The organism is Proteus sp. G2675 (assembly GCF_963886535.1).
Lineage (GTDB): Bacteria > Pseudomonadota > Gammaproteobacteria > Enterobacterales > Enterobacteriaceae > Proteus > Proteus mirabilis.
Genome location: NZ_CAWPCB010000037.1, coordinates 194,685 through 211,313, shown reverse-complemented (window position 1 = coordinate 211,313; position 16,629 = coordinate 194,685). Strand labels below are relative to the sequence as shown.

Annotated in this window: 15 protein-coding genes; 9 read left to right on the top strand and 6 right to left on the bottom strand. The window is 40.3% G+C overall.

Annotated elements, in window-relative coordinates; genetic code table 11:
• Positions 1–5: 5 nt before the first annotated feature.
• From AACQ49_RS13115 to AACQ49_RS13095, 5 genes are all read left to right on the top strand, one after another.
• Positions 6–716, top strand: coding sequence for a DUF484 domain-containing protein (locus AACQ49_RS13115; RefSeq protein WP_049201233.1), 711 nt, complete (start codon positions 6–8; stop codon positions 714–716).
• A complete protein-coding gene (gene xerC / locus AACQ49_RS13110; protein WP_004246325.1) occupies positions 713–1,636 on the top strand; it encodes a tyrosine recombinase XerC in 924 nt (307 codons plus the stop codon). Before AACQ49_RS13115 ends, xerC begins: the two co-directional genes overlap by 4 nt.
• Positions 1,636–2,352 carry a 5-amino-6-(5-phospho-D-ribitylamino)uracil phosphatase YigB gene (gene yigB, locus AACQ49_RS13105; protein ID WP_004249656.1) on the top strand — a complete coding sequence of 239 codons (717 nt, stop codon included), beginning with the start codon at positions 1,636–1,638 and terminating at the stop codon, positions 2,350–2,352. Before xerC ends, yigB begins: the two co-directional genes overlap by 1 nt.
• A 145-nt stretch (positions 2,353–2,497) precedes the next feature.
• The gene (gene uvrD / locus AACQ49_RS13100) at positions 2,498–4,654 is read left to right on the top strand and encodes a DNA helicase II (protein ID WP_004246323.1); all 2,157 of its coding nucleotides are present in this window, start codon (positions 2,498–2,500) and stop codon (positions 4,652–4,654) included.
• A 155-nt stretch (positions 4,655–4,809) separates the two neighbouring features.
• Entirely contained in the window at positions 4,810–5,214 is a 405-nt protein-coding gene (locus tag AACQ49_RS13095) for a hypothetical protein (protein ID WP_046335065.1), read from the top strand.
• Between the two features lie 10 nt (positions 5,215–5,224).
• Here AACQ49_RS13095 and rarD read toward each other — a convergent pair whose 3' ends face one another.
• Both rarD and AACQ49_RS13085 read right to left on the bottom strand, forming a co-directional pair.
• Positions 5,225–6,118, bottom strand: a complete 894-nt coding sequence (gene rarD / locus AACQ49_RS13090; protein ID WP_004249653.1) for an EamA family transporter RarD — start codon at positions 6,116–6,118, stop codon at positions 5,225–5,227.
• A gap of 134 nt (positions 6,119–6,252) precedes the next feature.
• The gene (locus AACQ49_RS13085; protein ID WP_004249652.1) at positions 6,253–6,720 is read right to left on the bottom strand and encodes a thioesterase family protein; all 468 of its coding nucleotides are present in this window, start codon (positions 6,718–6,720) and stop codon (positions 6,253–6,255) included.
• 234 nt (positions 6,721–6,954) lie between these two features.
• Here AACQ49_RS13085 and pldA point away from each other — a divergent pair, with 234 nt between their 5' ends.
• The 4 genes from pldA to yigL all read left to right on the top strand — a co-directional run bounded on the left by pldA (position 6,955) and on the right by yigL (position 11,609).
• Entirely contained in the window at positions 6,955–7,830 is an 876-nt protein-coding gene (gene pldA, locus AACQ49_RS13080; protein WP_004246319.1) for a phospholipase A, read from the top strand.
• Positions 7,831–7,941: 111 nt separating this feature from the next.
• Positions 7,942–9,771, top strand: coding sequence for an ATP-dependent DNA helicase RecQ (gene recQ, locus AACQ49_RS13075; RefSeq protein WP_004246318.1), 1,830 nt, complete (start codon positions 7,942–7,944; stop codon positions 9,769–9,771).
• A gap of 20 nt (positions 9,772–9,791) precedes the next feature.
• The gene (pldB, locus tag AACQ49_RS13070; protein WP_036919582.1) at positions 9,792–10,796 is read left to right on the top strand and encodes a lysophospholipase L2; all 1,005 of its coding nucleotides are present in this window, start codon (positions 9,792–9,794) and stop codon (positions 10,794–10,796) included.
• Positions 10,797–10,808: 12 nt separating this feature from the next.
• Positions 10,809–11,609: a sugar/pyridoxal phosphate phosphatase YigL gene (gene yigL, locus AACQ49_RS13065; protein ID WP_004246316.1), complete on the top strand. Its 801-nt coding sequence runs from the start codon at positions 10,809–10,811 to the stop codon at positions 11,607–11,609.
• A 67-nt stretch (positions 11,610–11,676) separates the two neighbouring features.
• Here the strand turns inward: yigL and AACQ49_RS13060 are convergent, their stop codons facing one another.
• From AACQ49_RS13060 to AACQ49_RS13045, 4 genes are all read right to left on the bottom strand, one after another.
• Positions 11,677–12,696: a fimbrial protein gene (locus AACQ49_RS13060; protein ID WP_004249648.1), complete on the bottom strand. Its 1,020-nt coding sequence runs from the start codon at positions 12,694–12,696 to the stop codon at positions 11,677–11,679.
• A gap of 9 nt (positions 12,697–12,705) precedes the next feature.
• Complete coding sequence (locus AACQ49_RS13055) at positions 12,706–15,231, bottom strand: fimbria/pilus outer membrane usher protein (protein WP_004249646.1); 2,526 nt, start codon at positions 15,229–15,231, stop codon at positions 12,706–12,708.
• Between the two features lie 12 nt (positions 15,232–15,243).
• Positions 15,244–15,903 (bottom strand): fimbrial biogenesis chaperone, encoded by a 660-nt coding sequence (locus tag AACQ49_RS13050; RefSeq protein WP_161779084.1) that lies wholly within the window; start codon positions 15,901–15,903, stop codon positions 15,244–15,246.
• Between the two features lie 64 nt (positions 15,904–15,967).
• On the bottom strand, positions 15,968–16,489 hold the full coding sequence (locus AACQ49_RS13045; RefSeq protein WP_017827027.1) for a fimbrial protein: 522 nt from the start codon (positions 16,487–16,489) through the stop codon (positions 15,968–15,970).
• Positions 16,490–16,629: the final 140 nt, after the last annotated feature.

Below are 16,629 nucleotides of genomic sequence, written 5' to 3'. Positions count from 1 at the left end.
TTGGTATGACGGATAAGAATGAGCAGTTTTGTTACCCTGAGAAAAACGAACTCAACGATCAAACCATCATTGATTATCTCAAGGAGCATCCTGGTTTCTTTATCCGTAATGCCAGCTATATTGAGCAAATGCAAGTTCCTCACCCAGTAAGAGGGAGTATCTCATTAGTTGAGTGGATAATGTCACGTCAGCGAACACGTATCCATTATCTTGAAGAGGATATGCGTTTGTTGATTGAGCAAGCTGCAGAAAATGAATCTCTATTTAGCCAATTACTAAGGCTTATCTCTGAGTTATCCCGCTGTAATTCATTAAAGGAAATGCTGGAACGGTTAAATCTTTGGGCGAAGGAGTTAGGGCTTTACTCAGTACAACTGCGTCTTTTCACCGATCGTTGGCAATTACAACCTCCTTTAGATGCTCAAACACTCGCACTATCTCGTCAAACATTTGAGCATTTCCGTATTCAGCGTATGGGCGATAATAATCACTATTTGGGGCCATTAAATGGCCAAGAAATGATGTTATTAATGCCTAATGTTCGTCGTTCTGGCTCTGTGGCACTCTCATTATTAGGGCATTATGGCGATTTAGGGGTGATCATTTTTAATAGTCGAGATAGCCAACATTTTCAAGAAGGTATGGGAACGGCAATGTTGGATAAACTCGCGCAGATATTACCTGAGTTATTAACTCGCTGGATCGCAAGACAATGAGCCAAATTATTGACGTCCCTGAAACACTCTCATTAGCCATTGATAGCTTCTTAAGTTATATCGAAGTTGAACGGCGATTAAGTCCGGTAACGGTAGAAAATTACCAGCGACAATTAATGACCATTGCACAAATGATGGTTGCAATAAAAATCAACCAATGGTCGTTACTAGAAAGCCAACATGTGCGTATGTTATTGGCTAAAAGCCATCGCAGTGGATTACAACCTGCAAGTTTAGCATTGCGCTTTTCAGCATTGCGTAGCTTCCTTGATTGGCAAGTTTCTCAAGGAATGTTAGCAGTAAACCCCGCCAAAGGGGTTCGAACACCCAAATCAGGTCGTCACTTGCCTAAAAATATGGATGTTGATGAAGTCAGTCAGTTGATGAATATCGACTTAAAAGATCCCCTCTCTGTAAGGGATAGAACGATGCTGGAAGTGATGTATGGCGCTGGATTACGTTTATCTGAACTGACTAACTTAAATATCAATGATATTGATCTCCAAGAAGGCGAAGTCCGAGTATTAGGTAAAGGCAGTAAAGAGCGTAAAGTTCCCTTGGGAAGAAAAGCTGTAGAGTGGTTACAGCATTGGTTTGCCATGCGGGAGCTGTATTCTCCTGAGGATACTGCGGTTTTTATCTCAACGAAAAGCGGTAAACGATTATCTGTTCGCAGTGTGCAAAAACGTTTTGAACTTTGGGGGGTGAAACAAGGACTCAGTAGCCATGTCAATCCTCATAAACTGCGCCACTCTTTTGCCACTCATTTACTTGAATCAAGTGGTGATTTGCGAGCAGTACAAGAGCTATTAGGCCACGCTAATTTATCAACCACACAAGTTTATACTCACTTAGATTTTCAGCATTTAGCGAAAGTCTATGATGCTGCTCATCCAAGAGCTAAGAGAGAAAAATCATAATGCACTTTTATCGCACTCTGATGCCGATTGCAGCGATGACTTTTGATTTAGACGATACGCTGTATGACAATGTTCCTGTGATGGATAAAACAGAAGAAGAGACCTTAGCGTTTATCCGTCAGTATGATGAGCGTTTTCACCATTTTACTGAACATGATGTAGATGCTTACAAACAGCCACTATTAGAAAATAATCCTGATATTTTTCACGATATCACTCAGTGGCGTTGGTTAGCGGCTAAAAATATGTTGTTAGACTATGGTTATAGTGAAACTAAAGCACAGCAAGGTGCTGATGAAATTATGGCTCATTTTGCTTATTGGCGTAGCCGTATTAATGTCCCTAATAATACCCATCAAGTGTTGACACAACTGGCGGAAAAAATCCCATTAATCGCTATTACTAATGGTAATGCTAATCCATTAAGCTGTGGGTTGGGGCAATACTTTACACATATTTTAAAGGCAGGGCCTGATGGGCGCTCTAAGCCTTATCCTGATATGTTTGATAAGGCGGCTTCGTTACTTAAACTCCCTCATCAGAATATTTTGCATGTAGGCGATCATCTAGTGACGGATGTAGAAGGCGCGGTTAAAAGTGGATTACAGGCGTGTTGGATTAATTTAGATAATCGCAGTTTGTTTACCGAAGGTGAAACGCGTGTTATGCCTCATATTGAGATCACTGAATTAGCTAAACTGGTTGAATTAATTTAGTCATAGACGCGCTCTGTGCAGGTCTTTATCCACTTTTCAGTGGGCATAGTTTTGCATCGGGCGTAAAATCCTGTTAGTTTGTTGCTTAATAAACTAACTTCTGTATATATCCACAGTATTTCTCTTCACTCAATGATTGGTAATTATGGACGTCTCATATCTGCTCGAAGGCCTTAACGATAAACAGCGCGAAGCCGTTGCAGCACCGCGTGTAAATATGCTGGTACTTGCAGGTGCTGGTAGTGGTAAAACACGCGTATTAGTACATCGCATTGCTTGGTTATTATCTGTTGAACAAGCCTCTCCTTTTTCCATTATGGCGGTAACATTTACTAATAAAGCTGCAGCAGAAATGCGTCATCGTATTGAGGACTTGATTGGTACTAGTCAAGGGGGAATGTGGATAGGTACTTTCCATAGTCTCGCCCATCGTTTATTACGGGCGCATTATCTTGATGCTGGTTTACCTCAAGACTTCCAAATCATTGATAGTGATGATCAATACCGTTTAATTCGTCGTATCGTAAAATCCATGGCTCTTGATGATAAGCAATGGCCTCCTCGTCAAGGTATGTGGTATATCAATGGAAAGAAAGATGAAGGACTCCGCCCACAACATATTCAGACCTATGGTAACCCCGTGGAAACCACATGGTTAAAAGTCTATCAAGCTTATCAAGAAGCTTGTGATCGTGCAGGCTTAGTGGACTTTGCGGAGTTGTTATTGCGTGCCCATGAATTGTGGCTGAATAAACCACAAATTCTAGAACACTATCAACACCGTTTTACCAATATCTTAGTGGATGAATTCCAAGATACTAACCGTATTCAATATGCTTGGATCAGGATGTTGGCAGGACAGACTGGTAAGGTGATGATAGTCGGTGATGATGATCAATCTATTTACGGTTGGCGTGGGGCTCAAGTTGAAAATATTCAAAACTTTTTAAATGAATTTCCCGGCGCTGAAACCATCCGCTTAGAGCAAAATTATCGCTCCACCAGTAATATTCTAAAAGCCGCTAATGCCTTAATTGCTAATAATAGCGATCGTTTAGGTAAAAACCTATGGACAGAAGGGGCTGAAGGCGAGCCGATTTCACTCTATTGTGCATTTAACGACCTAGATGAAGCGCGTTATGTAGTAGGGCGTATTAAGCGTTGGCATGAAGAGGGAGGCGCCCTTGCAGATTGTGCCATTCTTTATCGTAGTAATGCCCAATCGCGCATCATGGAAGAAGCGCTATTACAAGCGAATATGCCTTATCGTATTTATGGTGGACAGCGTTTCTTTGAGCGTCAAGAGATCAAAGATGCCCTCTCTTATATGCGTTTAACAGCGAATCGTCACGATGATGCTTCTTTTGAACGTGTTGTGAATACGCCAACGCGTGGAATTGGTGATAGAACCTTAGATGTGGTTCGCCAAGTAGCTAGAGATAACCAAATCACATTATGGGAAAGTGCATTACAGGTTATTGAGCATAAAATGCTAGCAGGCCGGGCTATTGCGGCAATTGCGCGCTTTTTAGAATTAATTGAGACGTTAGCAAATGAAACAGCGGATATGCCGTTGCATGTGCAAACAGACCGTATTATTCGCGATTCTGGCTTAAAAGCGATGTATGAGCAGGAAAAGGGTGAAAAAGCACAAGCGCGGATTGAAAACTTGGAAGAGCTGGTGACGGCGACTCGTCAATTTAGCTATCAAGATGAAGACGAAGATTTAATGCCATTGCAAGCTTTTCTCTCTCATGCGGCATTAGAATCAGGAGAAGGACAGGCTGATGCGTATCAAGATGCTGTTCAATTGATGACACTACACTCGGCGAAAGGGCTAGAGTTCTCACAAGTGTTTATTGTCGGGGTTGAAGAAGGCATGTTCCCAAGCCAGATGTCCTTGGATGAAGGTGGGCGCTTAGAAGAAGAGCGTCGGCTAGCTTATGTTGGCGTGACGCGTGCCATGAAAAAGTTAACACTTACTTACGCTGAAAACCGCCGTTTATATGGTAAAGAAGTGAGCCATCGACCTTCGCGCTTTATTGGCGAGTTACCAAAAGAGTGTGTTGAAGAAGTACGGTTACGGGCGACGGTTTCACGTCCCGTGAATCATCATCGTTTAGGTACACCGATTGTTAGTAATGATACAGGTTACTCCCTTGGTCAACGGGTTAAGCACCCTAAATTTGGTGAAGGTACTATTATTAATATCGAAGGTAGCGGTGAACACTGCCGATTACAAATAGCCTTTAATGGTGAAGGTATTAAGTGGTTGGTTGCTGCTTTTGCACGATTAGAGTGATTGGCTATTTATTGACACTGTTAATTTTTTAAAAGAGAGCAATATAAAAAAACACCCTTACTAATCTAGAAGATAGTTAAGGGTGTTTTTTTTAATGAACATATAATTAACCGAATTAATAATTCCGTTACAGATTATTTTAACGGAGTTAGCTGATGAAAATTACTTCTGTATTATTTGATACTTATTATTCAATTAAGCCTGTGACAAAAATCGCTGAGGATTTCTCTGTTGATAAAATGCCTCCCGTGGAGCCTATTTATGAGCAGCGTTTTGATACTTACCATCCTAGTGCTCCTGCCAACCCGTTTGAAGAAGATCTCTATTGTCGATTATTACGACATCAACGTGATTTTGTGCCACGCATGAATCTCTATTTAAGTGGGGTGATCGGTGCTATCCGTATTGCAACTAATTCTACATCAACATTCTTTAGACGCTCACAACGCCGTATAGAAGCGATAGCAATGGGTTGTAATACAAAAGAAGAGCACTCAAGCCCTGCCAGAAAGGGGTATCTTTCTGGCGCTTTCATTAGTATTGATAATTTAGCTCAATAGTAAGTATGTGCTAACTTCGTCTTAAACGTTGCTGAGTGTAGAGTGCATCTAAAGTAAATAAGATAAGGGCGACCCAAATAAACCCAAAGGTCACTAAACGCTCCGCATCGATTTGTTCTCCATACACCATAGTGGCGAGAATAAACATCAATGTGGGTCCTATATACTGGAAAAATCCTAGGGTAGATAGACGCAAATGTTGAGCTGCTTCGGTAAAGAGCAGTAAGGGTACGGTGGTGATAACCCCTGCAGCAATCAGTAATGTATTTAGCGACCAGCTATTTTCTAACATATTGCTGGTGGGTGAATGGGTAAAAAAGAGGATATAAACTAAAGCAACAGGAAACAGCCACAGTGTTTCTATTGTCATACCCGTTTGTGCATCTACCCCAAGTTTTTTACGTAATAGTCCATATAGGCCGAATGTGACTGCTAAACTAAGGCCGATAACAGGTACAGAGCCGAATTGCCATAATTGGATAAAGACGCCAGTAAAGGCTAAACTTACGGCGAACCATTGCATACGGCGAAAGCGCTCGCCTAAAAAAATCATACCGAATAACACATTAACTAATGGATTAATAAAGTAACCAAGGCTGGCTTCTAACATAAATCCGTGGTTAACCGCCCATATATAGATAAGCCAGTTACTGGCAATAATCACCGCAGTAAGTGCTAACATTAGTACTTTTTTGGGCTGACGAACAAGTTGGCGTAAATAGGGCCAATGGCGAGTGATCGACATTAAAAGCAACATAAAGAAGAATGACCATAAAATACGGTGTGTTAAGATCTCTTCTGCGGGCACTTCTTGAATGCTTTTAAAATAGACAGGGGCAATACCCCAGATCAAATAGGCGCCTAGGGCACATAAAACGCCTTTTAAAGTGTTTTTCTGGCTCATGCTATCTCTGGTATTGATGGAAATGAAATATGTGACGGGGTTATCATACCCAATGACATTATCTAATGTGTCATTAGGCATGTTTTTTTACAAGTAATTAATATTAATCTACCCAAGATAATGGATAAGTCGCATCAGCCAACAATATAAGTTGCTGTGCCGCTGGCGATATGAACTTGTTTTTCATTGTGTAATTCAACCCTTGCCACAGAAACTTTATTACCACTACGTAGTATATGACTACTTGCGGTAAAACACTCCCCTCGCCCTGGGCGTAAATAATCAACACGTAGATCGATAGTGCCCATTTTTGCCAGTTTTTGTTCGAGTTGCTCTTGGGATATAGGGGCTAGACGTGTTAGGGCATTACCTACACAGACTAAACCTGCACTTACGTCTAACACAGAGGCTATCATGCCACCATGTAAAATGCGTTGTGCGATATTGCCAACCAGTTTGTCTTGGTAGCGAAATTGGATCTCAGCATAATCTTGTTCGAAGCGAATTAATTCTAAACCTATCAGTTGATTAAAAGGCATTTGATAGACAAAAACATGTCCAATCAACGCTTGTGCTTCTTCCAGTGTTAATATTTTCTCCATTTTAAAGTTCCTCGACATTTTATTATTAGGTTAATGTTTTGTTAATAATAGATGACAAAAAGGTAATTTCCCATTCATCCGATTAATAGAGTGGCGAGAAAATATATGAGATTTAATGGAAATAACGTGTAAAATATGGACGCCTAACGCGAATAAAGCTGATTTATAAGCGCTCACGACAAATATTAAGTGCTATCTTTTATATTGTTCACTAATAATACAGGATAATTAACTATGCGTTACATCCGTTCTTTACTCACGGTGATTTTAACCTACCCTGTATGGGGAGTGGCGGCGGAGATATCACCTGTATCATCTCCAACACCGTTGGTTCAGGGCAGTATTATTTCCGGTCTATTACAAGAGTATGATTCACCCTTTGTACTTTACCCTTATGAATCTAATTATATTATTTACACAAAAACCTCCGATATGAATAAAGAGGCGATTGCCAGTTATGATTGGGGTCATAAGGCTAAAAAAGATGAAGTTAAATTTCAGATAAGTCTTGCATTCCCGCTGTGGCGTGGCATTGCCGGGGAAAATTCTGTATTAGCGGCTTCCTATACGCAACGCTCTTGGTGGCAGCTAAGTAATAAAAAAGAGTCTGCGCCGTTTCGTGAAACCAACTATGAACCACAACTGTTTTTAGGTTGGGCGACGGATTATCAATTTGCCGGTTGGACATTAAGAGAAATTGAAACGGGATTTAACCATGAATCGAATGGCCGCGCAGAGCCTACTTCACGAAGTTGGAATCGTGTTTATGCACGTTTTATGGCGCAAAAAGGTAATTTCCAACTCGATCTGAAACCTTGGTACCGTTTTAATGAAAGTGCTAAAAATGATGATAATCCCGATATTAATCGCTATATGGGATATTACCGCTTAAAAGCGGGTTATCGTTTAGGCGAAAGTACGTTTACTTTAACAGGGCGTTATAACTGGAGTAGCGGATACGGTGCTGCTGAGCTAGGCTGGAGCTATCCTATTACCAAGCATGTACGCTTTTATACCCAACTATTTAGTGGGTATGGGGAGTCGATGATTGATTATAATTTCCGTCAAACTCGTATCGGTGTCGGCGTTATGCTCAATGATATGCTGTAATTTTCCTCATTCTAGGGTAGCATAACACGACAAGTGGTGATGGCACCTTTATACTGGTGCCTTTTCTTTTACTCCTCATTATCGTTCTTACCAGCTTTTCAGAGGAATGGCGTGTCCACAGCAGAAGTTCTTAATTCAATGCCATCAGCTCAGGTTATTTTGCGCGAAACCTTTGGTTATCAGCAATTTCGACCAGGCCAGCAAGAGATTATTGATACCATTATCACCGGGCGCGACTGTTTAGTCGTCATGCCGACGGGAGGGGGAAAATCGCTTTGCTATCAAATACCTGCGCTTTTGCTTGATGGCTTAACCGTAGTTGTTTCTCCGTTGATTTCCCTAATGAAAGATCAAGTTGATCAACTCTGCTTACATGGTATTGACGCGGCATTTCTTAACTCAACTCAAAGCCGAGATGAACAACTGCAAGTACAAATGCGTTGTCAACGGGGTGAAATAAAACTGTTATATATTGCACCTGAACGCCTAATGATGGAGAGTTTTCTTCACCATTTAGTGCAATGGCAGCCTGCTTTATTAGCGGTGGATGAAGCACACTGTATTTCTCAATGGGGTCATGATTTTCGCCCTGAATACCGAGGAATTGGCTTATTAAGACAGTATCTTCCTGATGTCCCTATTATTGCGTTAACGGCGACAGCTGATAATACAACACGTCATGACATTATTAATCAGCTCGCGTTACGCACTCCTTTAGTTCATATTAGCAGTTTTGACCGCCCAAATATTCGTTATACTTTAGTTGAAAAATATAAACCGCTCGATCAACTTTGGCTGTTTATTCGTGGGCAGAAAGGAAAATCAGGCATTATCTATTGTAATAGTCGCAGCAAAGTAGAAGAGACCGCTGAACGACTAGGTAAGCGAGGATTAAGTATCGCGGCTTATCATGCGGGTATGGATATTGCCACACGAGCAAAAGTGCAAGATGCTTTTCAACGCGATGATTTGCAGATTGTGGTCGCAACGGTCGCTTTCGGTATGGGAATTAATAAACCCAATGTACGTTTTGTGGTTCATTTTGATATTCCGCGTAATATTGAATCTTACTATCAAGAAACGGGACGCGCAGGACGCGATGGTTTACCTGCACAAGCGGTACTGTTTTATGATCCCGCGGATATGGCTTGGCTACGTCGTTGTTTAGATGAGAAGCCAGAAAGTGAACAAAAAGCGATTGAATCCCATAAATTAAATGCCATGGGGGCTTTTGCCGAAGCACAAACTTGTCGACGTTTAGTGTTACTTAATTACTTTGGTGAACACCGCCAACAAGCTTGTGGTAACTGCGATATTTGCCTTGATCCACCTAAACAATATGATGGGTTAGTGGATGCACAAAAAGCGTTATCTTGCATCTATCGTACCGGACAACGTTTTGGTATTGGTTATATTGTTGAAATTTTACGCGGTGCCAATAATCAACGCATTCGCGATAATGGTCATGATAAATTGCCAGTTTATGGTATTGGTAAAGCCCATAGCCATGAATATTGGATGAGTGTGATCCGCCAATTGATCCATTTAGGTATGGTTGCGCAAAATATCGTTCATCGTTCTGCATTACAATTGACTGAGATAGCTCGACCGATATTGCGTGGTGAGGTGTCATTACCCTTGGCAGTACCACGACTATTAAGCCCAACAAAAAGCCGTTATCAGCAAACAAAAAATAGTCATCGACAGTACGATAGGAAATTATTTGCGAAACTACGCAAATTACGTAAATCTATTGCTGATGAAGAAAATATTCCACCCTTTGTGGTATTTAATGATGTCACACTGATTGAAATGGCGGAACAATGCCCTGTCTGCCCTGATGAATTGTTGTTGATCAATGGGGTAGGACAACGAAAACTAGAACGATTTGGGCCAGCATTTATGACACTTATCCGTGATCATATTGAGGGGTTCGAATAGCGCCAACGAGGAGGAGCCGAATGACAACCACACTTTTTCAGCACATGTGGTTATCTCGTGAAAAGCAATTCTCTGCTTTTACGAATGGTATCTTATTGGACTTTTGGAACCAACGACAGGAAGGCGAATTTACCGGAGTCGATGGCGTGAGCATTCGCTATGTTCATTGGCGCTCTTCATCACACAAAAAAGCGTTGGTGATCTGCTCTGGTCGTAGTGAAAGTTATGTAAAATATCCTGAAGTGGCCTTCGATTTTTATCATCTTGGTTATGATATTTTTCTTCTCGATCATCGGGGGCAAGGATTATCAGGGCGCTTATTAGATGATCCGCAAAAAGGCCACGTAGAAAAATTCAGTGATTATGTCGATGATTTATCGACATTTATTGATACTATCGTTTTGCCTTATCACTATCAGCACTATTTTGCGTTAGCCCATTCGATGGGCGGCGCTATTTTAGCCAGCTACCTATTACGTAAACCTGATATTTTCCAAGCCGCCGCACTGTGTGCGCCGATGTTTGGGATTAATTTACCAATACCACGCTGGGTGGCTAATTTTTTAGTTAACCGTGCAGAACAAAGTGTTTCAGAACGAAATAATTACGCGGTATCAACGGGCAAATGGTTTCCTTTGCCATTTATCTTGAATGTATTGACTCATAGCCATGAAAGGTATCGTCGATACTTACGTTACTATGCCGATTTCCCTCAATTACGTTTAGGTGGGCCGACCTATCATTGGATGAAAGAGAGCCTAGAAACGGGGGATTGGCTGATTGAACATGCAAAAGAGATTAACACCCCTTTGCTAGTACTTGAAGCTGAGCTAGATAAAGTGGTGGATAATCGGGGAGTAAGGGCTTTCTGTGATGGTTATAGTCAGTCCAGAACAAGAGAAGAAAAGCAAAAATTGCCACTTGTGATTGAAGGTGCGCACCATGAAATCTTGTTCGAAATAGATAAGCTACGCTCACAAGCATTAATTGAAATCTGTGAGTTTTATGATAAGCATTTATTTTAATCAGGAATGTGTATGTATTCGATAGTTGCTTCTGATCTTGATGGCACCTTGTTATCACCTAACCACTTATTAACTCCCTATACTAAAGAAACGTTACATCTGCTTATTGAAAAAGGGATCCATTTTGTGTTTGCCACAGGACGTCATCATATCGATGTGGCACAAATTCGTGATGGGCTTGGTATTGACGCGTATATGATCACTTCAAATGGGGCTCGAGTACACAATACGCAAGGCACTCTTATTTTCAGTCAAGATCTTGAACCTGAAATCGTTTATGACTTAGCCCTAATGGTGTTTGATCACCCAGATATTGCAACGAATATTTATAGCAGTGATGACTGGTATATCAATAAAGAAACGCCTGAATTAAAAGAATTTTTTAAAGAATCGGTATTTAATTACCGTCTATTTGAGAAAACAGGCTTTCCAACAACGCAGGTGTGCAAAGTCTTTTTTACCTCAGAAGATCATGAATTGTTAGTTGAGTTAGAAAAGAAAATTAATCAACGTTGGGGCAATAAAATTAACGCAAGTTTTTCATTGCGTAATTGCCTAGAAATTATGGCGGGTGGGGTATCAAAAGGAGAGGCACTACAAAAAGTCGCTAAGTTGATGCAACATTCAGTAAAAGACGCCATTGCATTTGGTGATGGTATGAATGATAAAGAGATGCTACAGATGGCGGGTAAAGGCTGCATTATGCAAAATGCCCACCAGCTACTAAAAGATCTATTACCGGATATGGAAGTGATTGGCTCAAATGTTGATGATGCTGTTGCACACTATTTACGTAAGTTGTATCAGGTTTAATCACAAACAATGGGATAAATTAAAAGGCGGATATACTTCCGCCTTTTAGTTTAAGAGCGCAATTTACTTAATGATATTGCAGGGTAAATTGCAGTGTTCCATCAGCTTTGCCTGCGGTGGTAGTCTCAGAAGTTTGTATATAACCCGCTTCTAAAGGAATAGAAAAATTACCACTGTTATTCTTTTCGCTCACCGTTATCAATTTTCCTAACTCAATGGGTTGGTTTTGGTATTTCACCTGAATGCCATAGCCTTTGGCTGTATTGCTATCATTAGCATTATTAAGGCTAATCGTGCCGGCGGTTTGGCTAGCATCAGGGGTGCCATCGAATTTTATCTTAATGGGTGAAACGGGATCACAATCTAAATCGATATTCACATCTTGTAGACTATCAGGGCTAACAGAGCCAACACCATTAAAGCTCGATTTTGCCACAGAGCCTAAAGGAACATTAATATTATTATTGATAACTTCACAGCCACTGGAAACAATATTAAGGGGATTAAGGTAAACCTTTGGTTCAGTACGGCCAGTATTGTCACTGGTGATAAATCCCCCATTGTGATACAAAATCAGCATAGCAACCCATGTGCTTGGAATGGTTTGTGATTTGATATTGTTACGCAGTTTATATAACGTCATTTTTAAAGAAGCGGTATAACTACTACGGTTTAAGTTACTTGTGCAAATAAGGCGATTACTGTAGTTGCCATCAACATTATATAGTCCATCGACATAAGCAGAACCGGTGCAACCGACAGTAATAGTCCCGTGTAGGGTATAACCGATACCACTAGTCCCTAATTCACGCACATAGGCACTGCCTACTTTAGGGCTGGAAGCTGAAATATAGCCGGGCAAGTAGATCCCCGCCTGTACTGGGCCTGTGATATTCCACCAAGTCCAGCCATACATAGTGCCTAAGTCAATCGTTGCCAGCTCTGTTAAAATAGGCGCGGTTCTTGAAACATAAATTGGATTGTTATAACTCACCGTTCTAGTGGTTGTATCGGCACGATATTCAGCAAAAGCGGTTGATGTATACAAAAGTGCAGACAGACAACCCAAAGTTATATATTTATTCATATTTATCACCTATCTGCAGTCCAGTTGTAAAAATTGAATTTTCTCGAGCGATAGATCGGCGTTTAATGTTGCTTGGCACTGTTCCGTAGCACTATTCCCCCATTTGGCTTGTAGTTGACTACTTGCAGGTACACCATTTAGGAAAACCTCACCATCATTAGCCACAATCCCACTGGAAATCACTTGTCCATCTTGGCTAATTTCAACTTGGCTACCAAATGGTAAAGGTTTACCGTTATAAGAGAGGTTCACTAATACTCTTGCACCCTTGCGAGCTTTAAAATCGGCTAAAACAATCGCGCCTTTCGTTGGGATCACTGTTGTTGAAGTGAGTTCCACATCGTTGTTTCCCTTTAAGGAAGCGGGATCAACCGTTACTCTATTGCGTTCATAACGGGAAACGTTAGGGATAACGGCATAGCCTTGAGCATTGGTATATAAACTTTGCGCACTGCTAATTTTCAAATGATCAATATCTTCCGCTTTGATTAAAATAGCGGAGTCATAGATAGTGCGAGATGGGGTTATTCCATCTTGATGGATTAATAACGCGCCAGTTGCTCCCCAATTCACTGACTGGAAACGTTTATCATAGTTATAACCAGCACTGATTTCGCCACCTGAAGCACTATAACTACCATTGATAGCACCGCTATATTCTTGGCGAGTATGGTTATAGTTTTGCGAAATATCATACTGAAGATTGTTATCTTCGAGACGAGTACCACTTAAACTCACAGAACTTATCGAATCACCTTGTTTACTGGTGTTATAACGATAACTTAACCAATTGTTATTGCTGGTCATATTGAACGGCAGGTTAAAGTTAATCGATAAAATTTGATCGGTTAATTCACTTTCTTGCCGTTTATTATAGGCATAAGAAATACTATAACTGAGTGAGCGATAATTAGAGTTAAAGCTTAGGTTGATATTGCGATCGACTCTATCTTGATACCAATAGTATTGCTGATAACCATTTAAAGAGAGGTAACCAAGCTCTCCTAATGCTTGCGATACTGAGATCTGAAACTGTTTTTTCTTACGATAAAGCTGTGAAAAGCGTTCATTCGTGGTTGAAAAATCATAATAATCTTTAGTTGAGTAGCGATAAGACGCTAATGAAAATCCTGTTTTGGTATCCGGTAAATATTTTGAATACTGGACACGATAAGATTGCCCTTGTGCTTTATGGTTATCGATAAGCGTGGTATTTGCATGAGTTATATCGGCTGAAATCGCCCCTAAATAACCCATATTTACGCCGGCACCTATCGCATAAGCTTGATAATCTGCTGAAAGTAGCGTACCTCCATAAAGGGAAAAATTATAAGGTAAGCCGTAAATGGCAGAAGCTTGTAAAAAGGTCGGTTTTCGCTCTGCGCTATCAGCATTATATTTCCCCAAGTCGAGACTATATTTTAAGTTCCCAGCTCGTTGCATCATGGGGACTGCAGAGAAGGGTTGGGAAAATGTACGTTTGCTCCCATCAGCTTCTTCAACAGTCACTTGTAAATCACCACTATAAGAGGTGGGATAGAGATCTGATATTTCAAATTCACCGGGAGGAACAGAGGTTTGATAAATAACACTATTATTTTGGCGAATAGTCACCATTGCGTTGCTTTGTGCAATTCCTCTTACAACAGGAGCAAAGCCACGCTGACTTTGTGGCAACATGCTTTCATCTGAGGCTAATTTAATACCACGATAAGGAACACTTTCTAACACATCATTACTTGATGCGGTTTCACCTAGTGTTAATCGACTTTTTAAACGGCGGATATCGCGTTCAACGTAAGTTTGTAGACTGTTCCATTCTGCGGCGTTATCACTATTTTTGTTGTAAGTGCTGTGATTACGTACACGCCAAGCGCCTAGATTAATACCACTGCGTAATCCTAAAAAGATATTGTCACTGTCTTTTTGGTCTCGATACCAATATTTATTCTGACGATAGGTGTAATTAATAAAGGCTGCATTAATCCCATCATTCCATTCTGTGGGGGATATATAACCTTGCCCATAGTTATATAATGCAATTTGTGGGATCGAAAATGATAATCGCGCACGTGAAAAATCATATTTATATGTAGCATTAGGAATAACACGAGCAATATCCGTTATTTTACTACTATCAGGTTGTTGGCTAAACGCGTCTGTAACGGACCCTTTGACTCCCCAATTGAGTAAATCCTGTTTACTGATTTCAGGCGCCAGCACTTTTTTATCGTCATCAAAAATAAAACGAATTTGACGATTATCGATAAGTTTATCGTTAAGATAAATATCGACAGAATAGACACCAGGAAGTTGTCCTCCTGCATAGGACAGGTAATTCAGACTGTTAATATCTGCAACGTGATTTTCGATACCTAAATTAAGTGCTTCAGGATTAAAAATATCTTCAGCAAGAACAGTATAAGGGAATAAAACAGTCGTGATAGCAATAGCTAACACTCCACGACGATAAAGATTATCTGCCATGTTGATGGGTAATCGTTTTGTAGATACTGCTATCATAGAAAAAGTCATCGCCGTATACTCTTAATTTAATACTTTATCTACAGTCGCACCGTAATCATTGATAAATTGAACGGTAACTTTCTGCGGAATATGATTTTCTTTTAGCAAGACCACTTCTTGGTGAGGATTAACAAAATCATTAAATGGGTAGCGTTTATCACCCACTAAGATATGTTTAATTGTCAGGTGATACGGCGTATCGTTATTTATTACTAACTCTTTATTTTGTTTAGATAATTTCACCTTATCAAAATCAAGTGGTTCAATATCATGGGCACGGAGAAACAATTTAAATTGAGAGTTAATCACTAATTGGAGTTGATTCTCTGGACTTTTTTCCATCGGTGGAATGGATTTGATATTGAGCCAATAAACCACTTCTTGGTTTGATGCCAAAGGTGCTCCGGTATATGAAATTCGCGCCGTGCCTGAACTATCTGGCTCAATACGAAATAGTGGAGGTGTTGCAATAAAAGGTGTTTTTTCATCACCTTGATAAGCTGAAACCCAACTTTGAATTAAATAGGGTTTTTCCTTATCTGTATTCATAATTGGAATACTGATTTCACGTAGATCATCGTCATAGACAAAACGTGTTCCTCCCACACTTATTCCAGCAGCTTGGCTAGCCGTTATGAGGGAAAATAGTAAAAATAATATTAGGGAAATATTCTTTTTCATAAGTGGCCATAAGTTTGAGGAGAGGTGAGAGGGTAATGGTGATTACCCTCATATTTATCATTTATTATTTATATTGGATGCTATATACAGCAGAGCCATTGGCAGGGCCTGGTGTTGCCGCATCAGTTGCTTTATAACGAGCAACGTAGTCTAGGTTAATTTCCGTACCTGTGATCTGTACATCTTGTGAATCGTCATACAGTTTGATTTGGGAAACAGCATCTTTCTCAAATAACGCGATACCTACGTTAGTTGCGCCACCAGAAACTTGCTCTATAGCTAAGATATCTCTGTCGCTTGCATCACGAGTACCGCCAAAACGTACGGCTACCGTGGTATCAACAGGGCAGTCGATTAATTTAATGGTAAAATCTTTCAGGCCAGCAACTTCCCCTTTGGTTGCTAAGCTTTTAGAAGAAACTTTGCCTAAGTCGACGGTTAAGTTTTTAGAAGAGCCATCAACAGTACATGCTTGATCGGTTATTTCTCCCGTAAAGTTAATTGTGCCTGATGCTAAAGCAGCAGGTGCTGAGAATATAGAAAGAGTCACTCCTAATGCACAGAGTGATTTATTTAATTTGCTCATGATCGGTCCTATATAAAAAGTAAGCGAACTTACTTTTTAATCTATTTATAAGTATATATGTGTATAAATTTATTTGCATAGACAGTATGCCGATAAAATATAACACTGCTAATTTTTTAAGTTAATAAACATTTACATGA

Bases quoted from the DNA above. Each gene is read 5' to 3' on its own strand.
- AACQ49_RS13115 (WP_049201233.1), top strand. From the start codon at position 6: ATGACGGATAAGAATGAGCAGTTTTGTTACCCTGAGAAAAACGAACTC.
- xerC (WP_004246325.1), top strand. From the start codon at position 713: ATGAGCCAAATTATTGACGTCCCTGAAACACTCTCATTAGCCATTGAT.
- yigB (WP_004249656.1), top strand. From the start codon at position 1,636: ATGCACTTTTATCGCACTCTGATGCCGATTGCAGCGATGACTTTTGAT.
- uvrD (WP_004246323.1), top strand. From the start codon at position 2,498: ATGGACGTCTCATATCTGCTCGAAGGCCTTAACGATAAACAGCGCGAA.
- AACQ49_RS13095 (WP_046335065.1), top strand. From the start codon at position 4,810: ATGAAAATTACTTCTGTATTATTTGATACTTATTATTCAATTAAGCCT.
- rarD (WP_004249653.1), bottom strand. From the start codon at position 6,118: ATGAGCCAGAAAAACACTTTAAAAGGCGTTTTATGTGCCCTAGGCGCC.
- AACQ49_RS13085 (WP_004249652.1), bottom strand. From the start codon at position 6,720: ATGGAGAAAATATTAACACTGGAAGAAGCACAAGCGTTGATTGGACAT.
- pldA (WP_004246319.1), top strand. From the start codon at position 6,955: ATGCGTTACATCCGTTCTTTACTCACGGTGATTTTAACCTACCCTGTA.
- pldB (WP_036919582.1), top strand. From the start codon at position 9,792: ATGACAACCACACTTTTTCAGCACATGTGGTTATCTCGTGAAAAGCAA.
- yigL (WP_004246316.1), top strand. From the start codon at position 10,809: ATGTATTCGATAGTTGCTTCTGATCTTGATGGCACCTTGTTATCACCT.
- AACQ49_RS13060 (WP_004249648.1), bottom strand. From the start codon at position 12,696: ATGAATAAATATATAACTTTGGGTTGTCTGTCTGCACTTTTGTATACA.
- AACQ49_RS13055 (WP_004249646.1), bottom strand. From the start codon at position 15,231: ATGACTTTTTCTATGATAGCAGTATCTACAAAACGATTACCCATCAAC.
- AACQ49_RS13050 (WP_161779084.1), bottom strand. From the start codon at position 15,903: ATGAAAAAGAATATTTCCCTAATATTATTTTTACTATTTTCCCTCATA.
- AACQ49_RS13045 (WP_017827027.1), bottom strand. From the start codon at position 16,489: ATGAGCAAATTAAATAAATCACTCTGTGCATTAGGAGTGACTCTTTCT.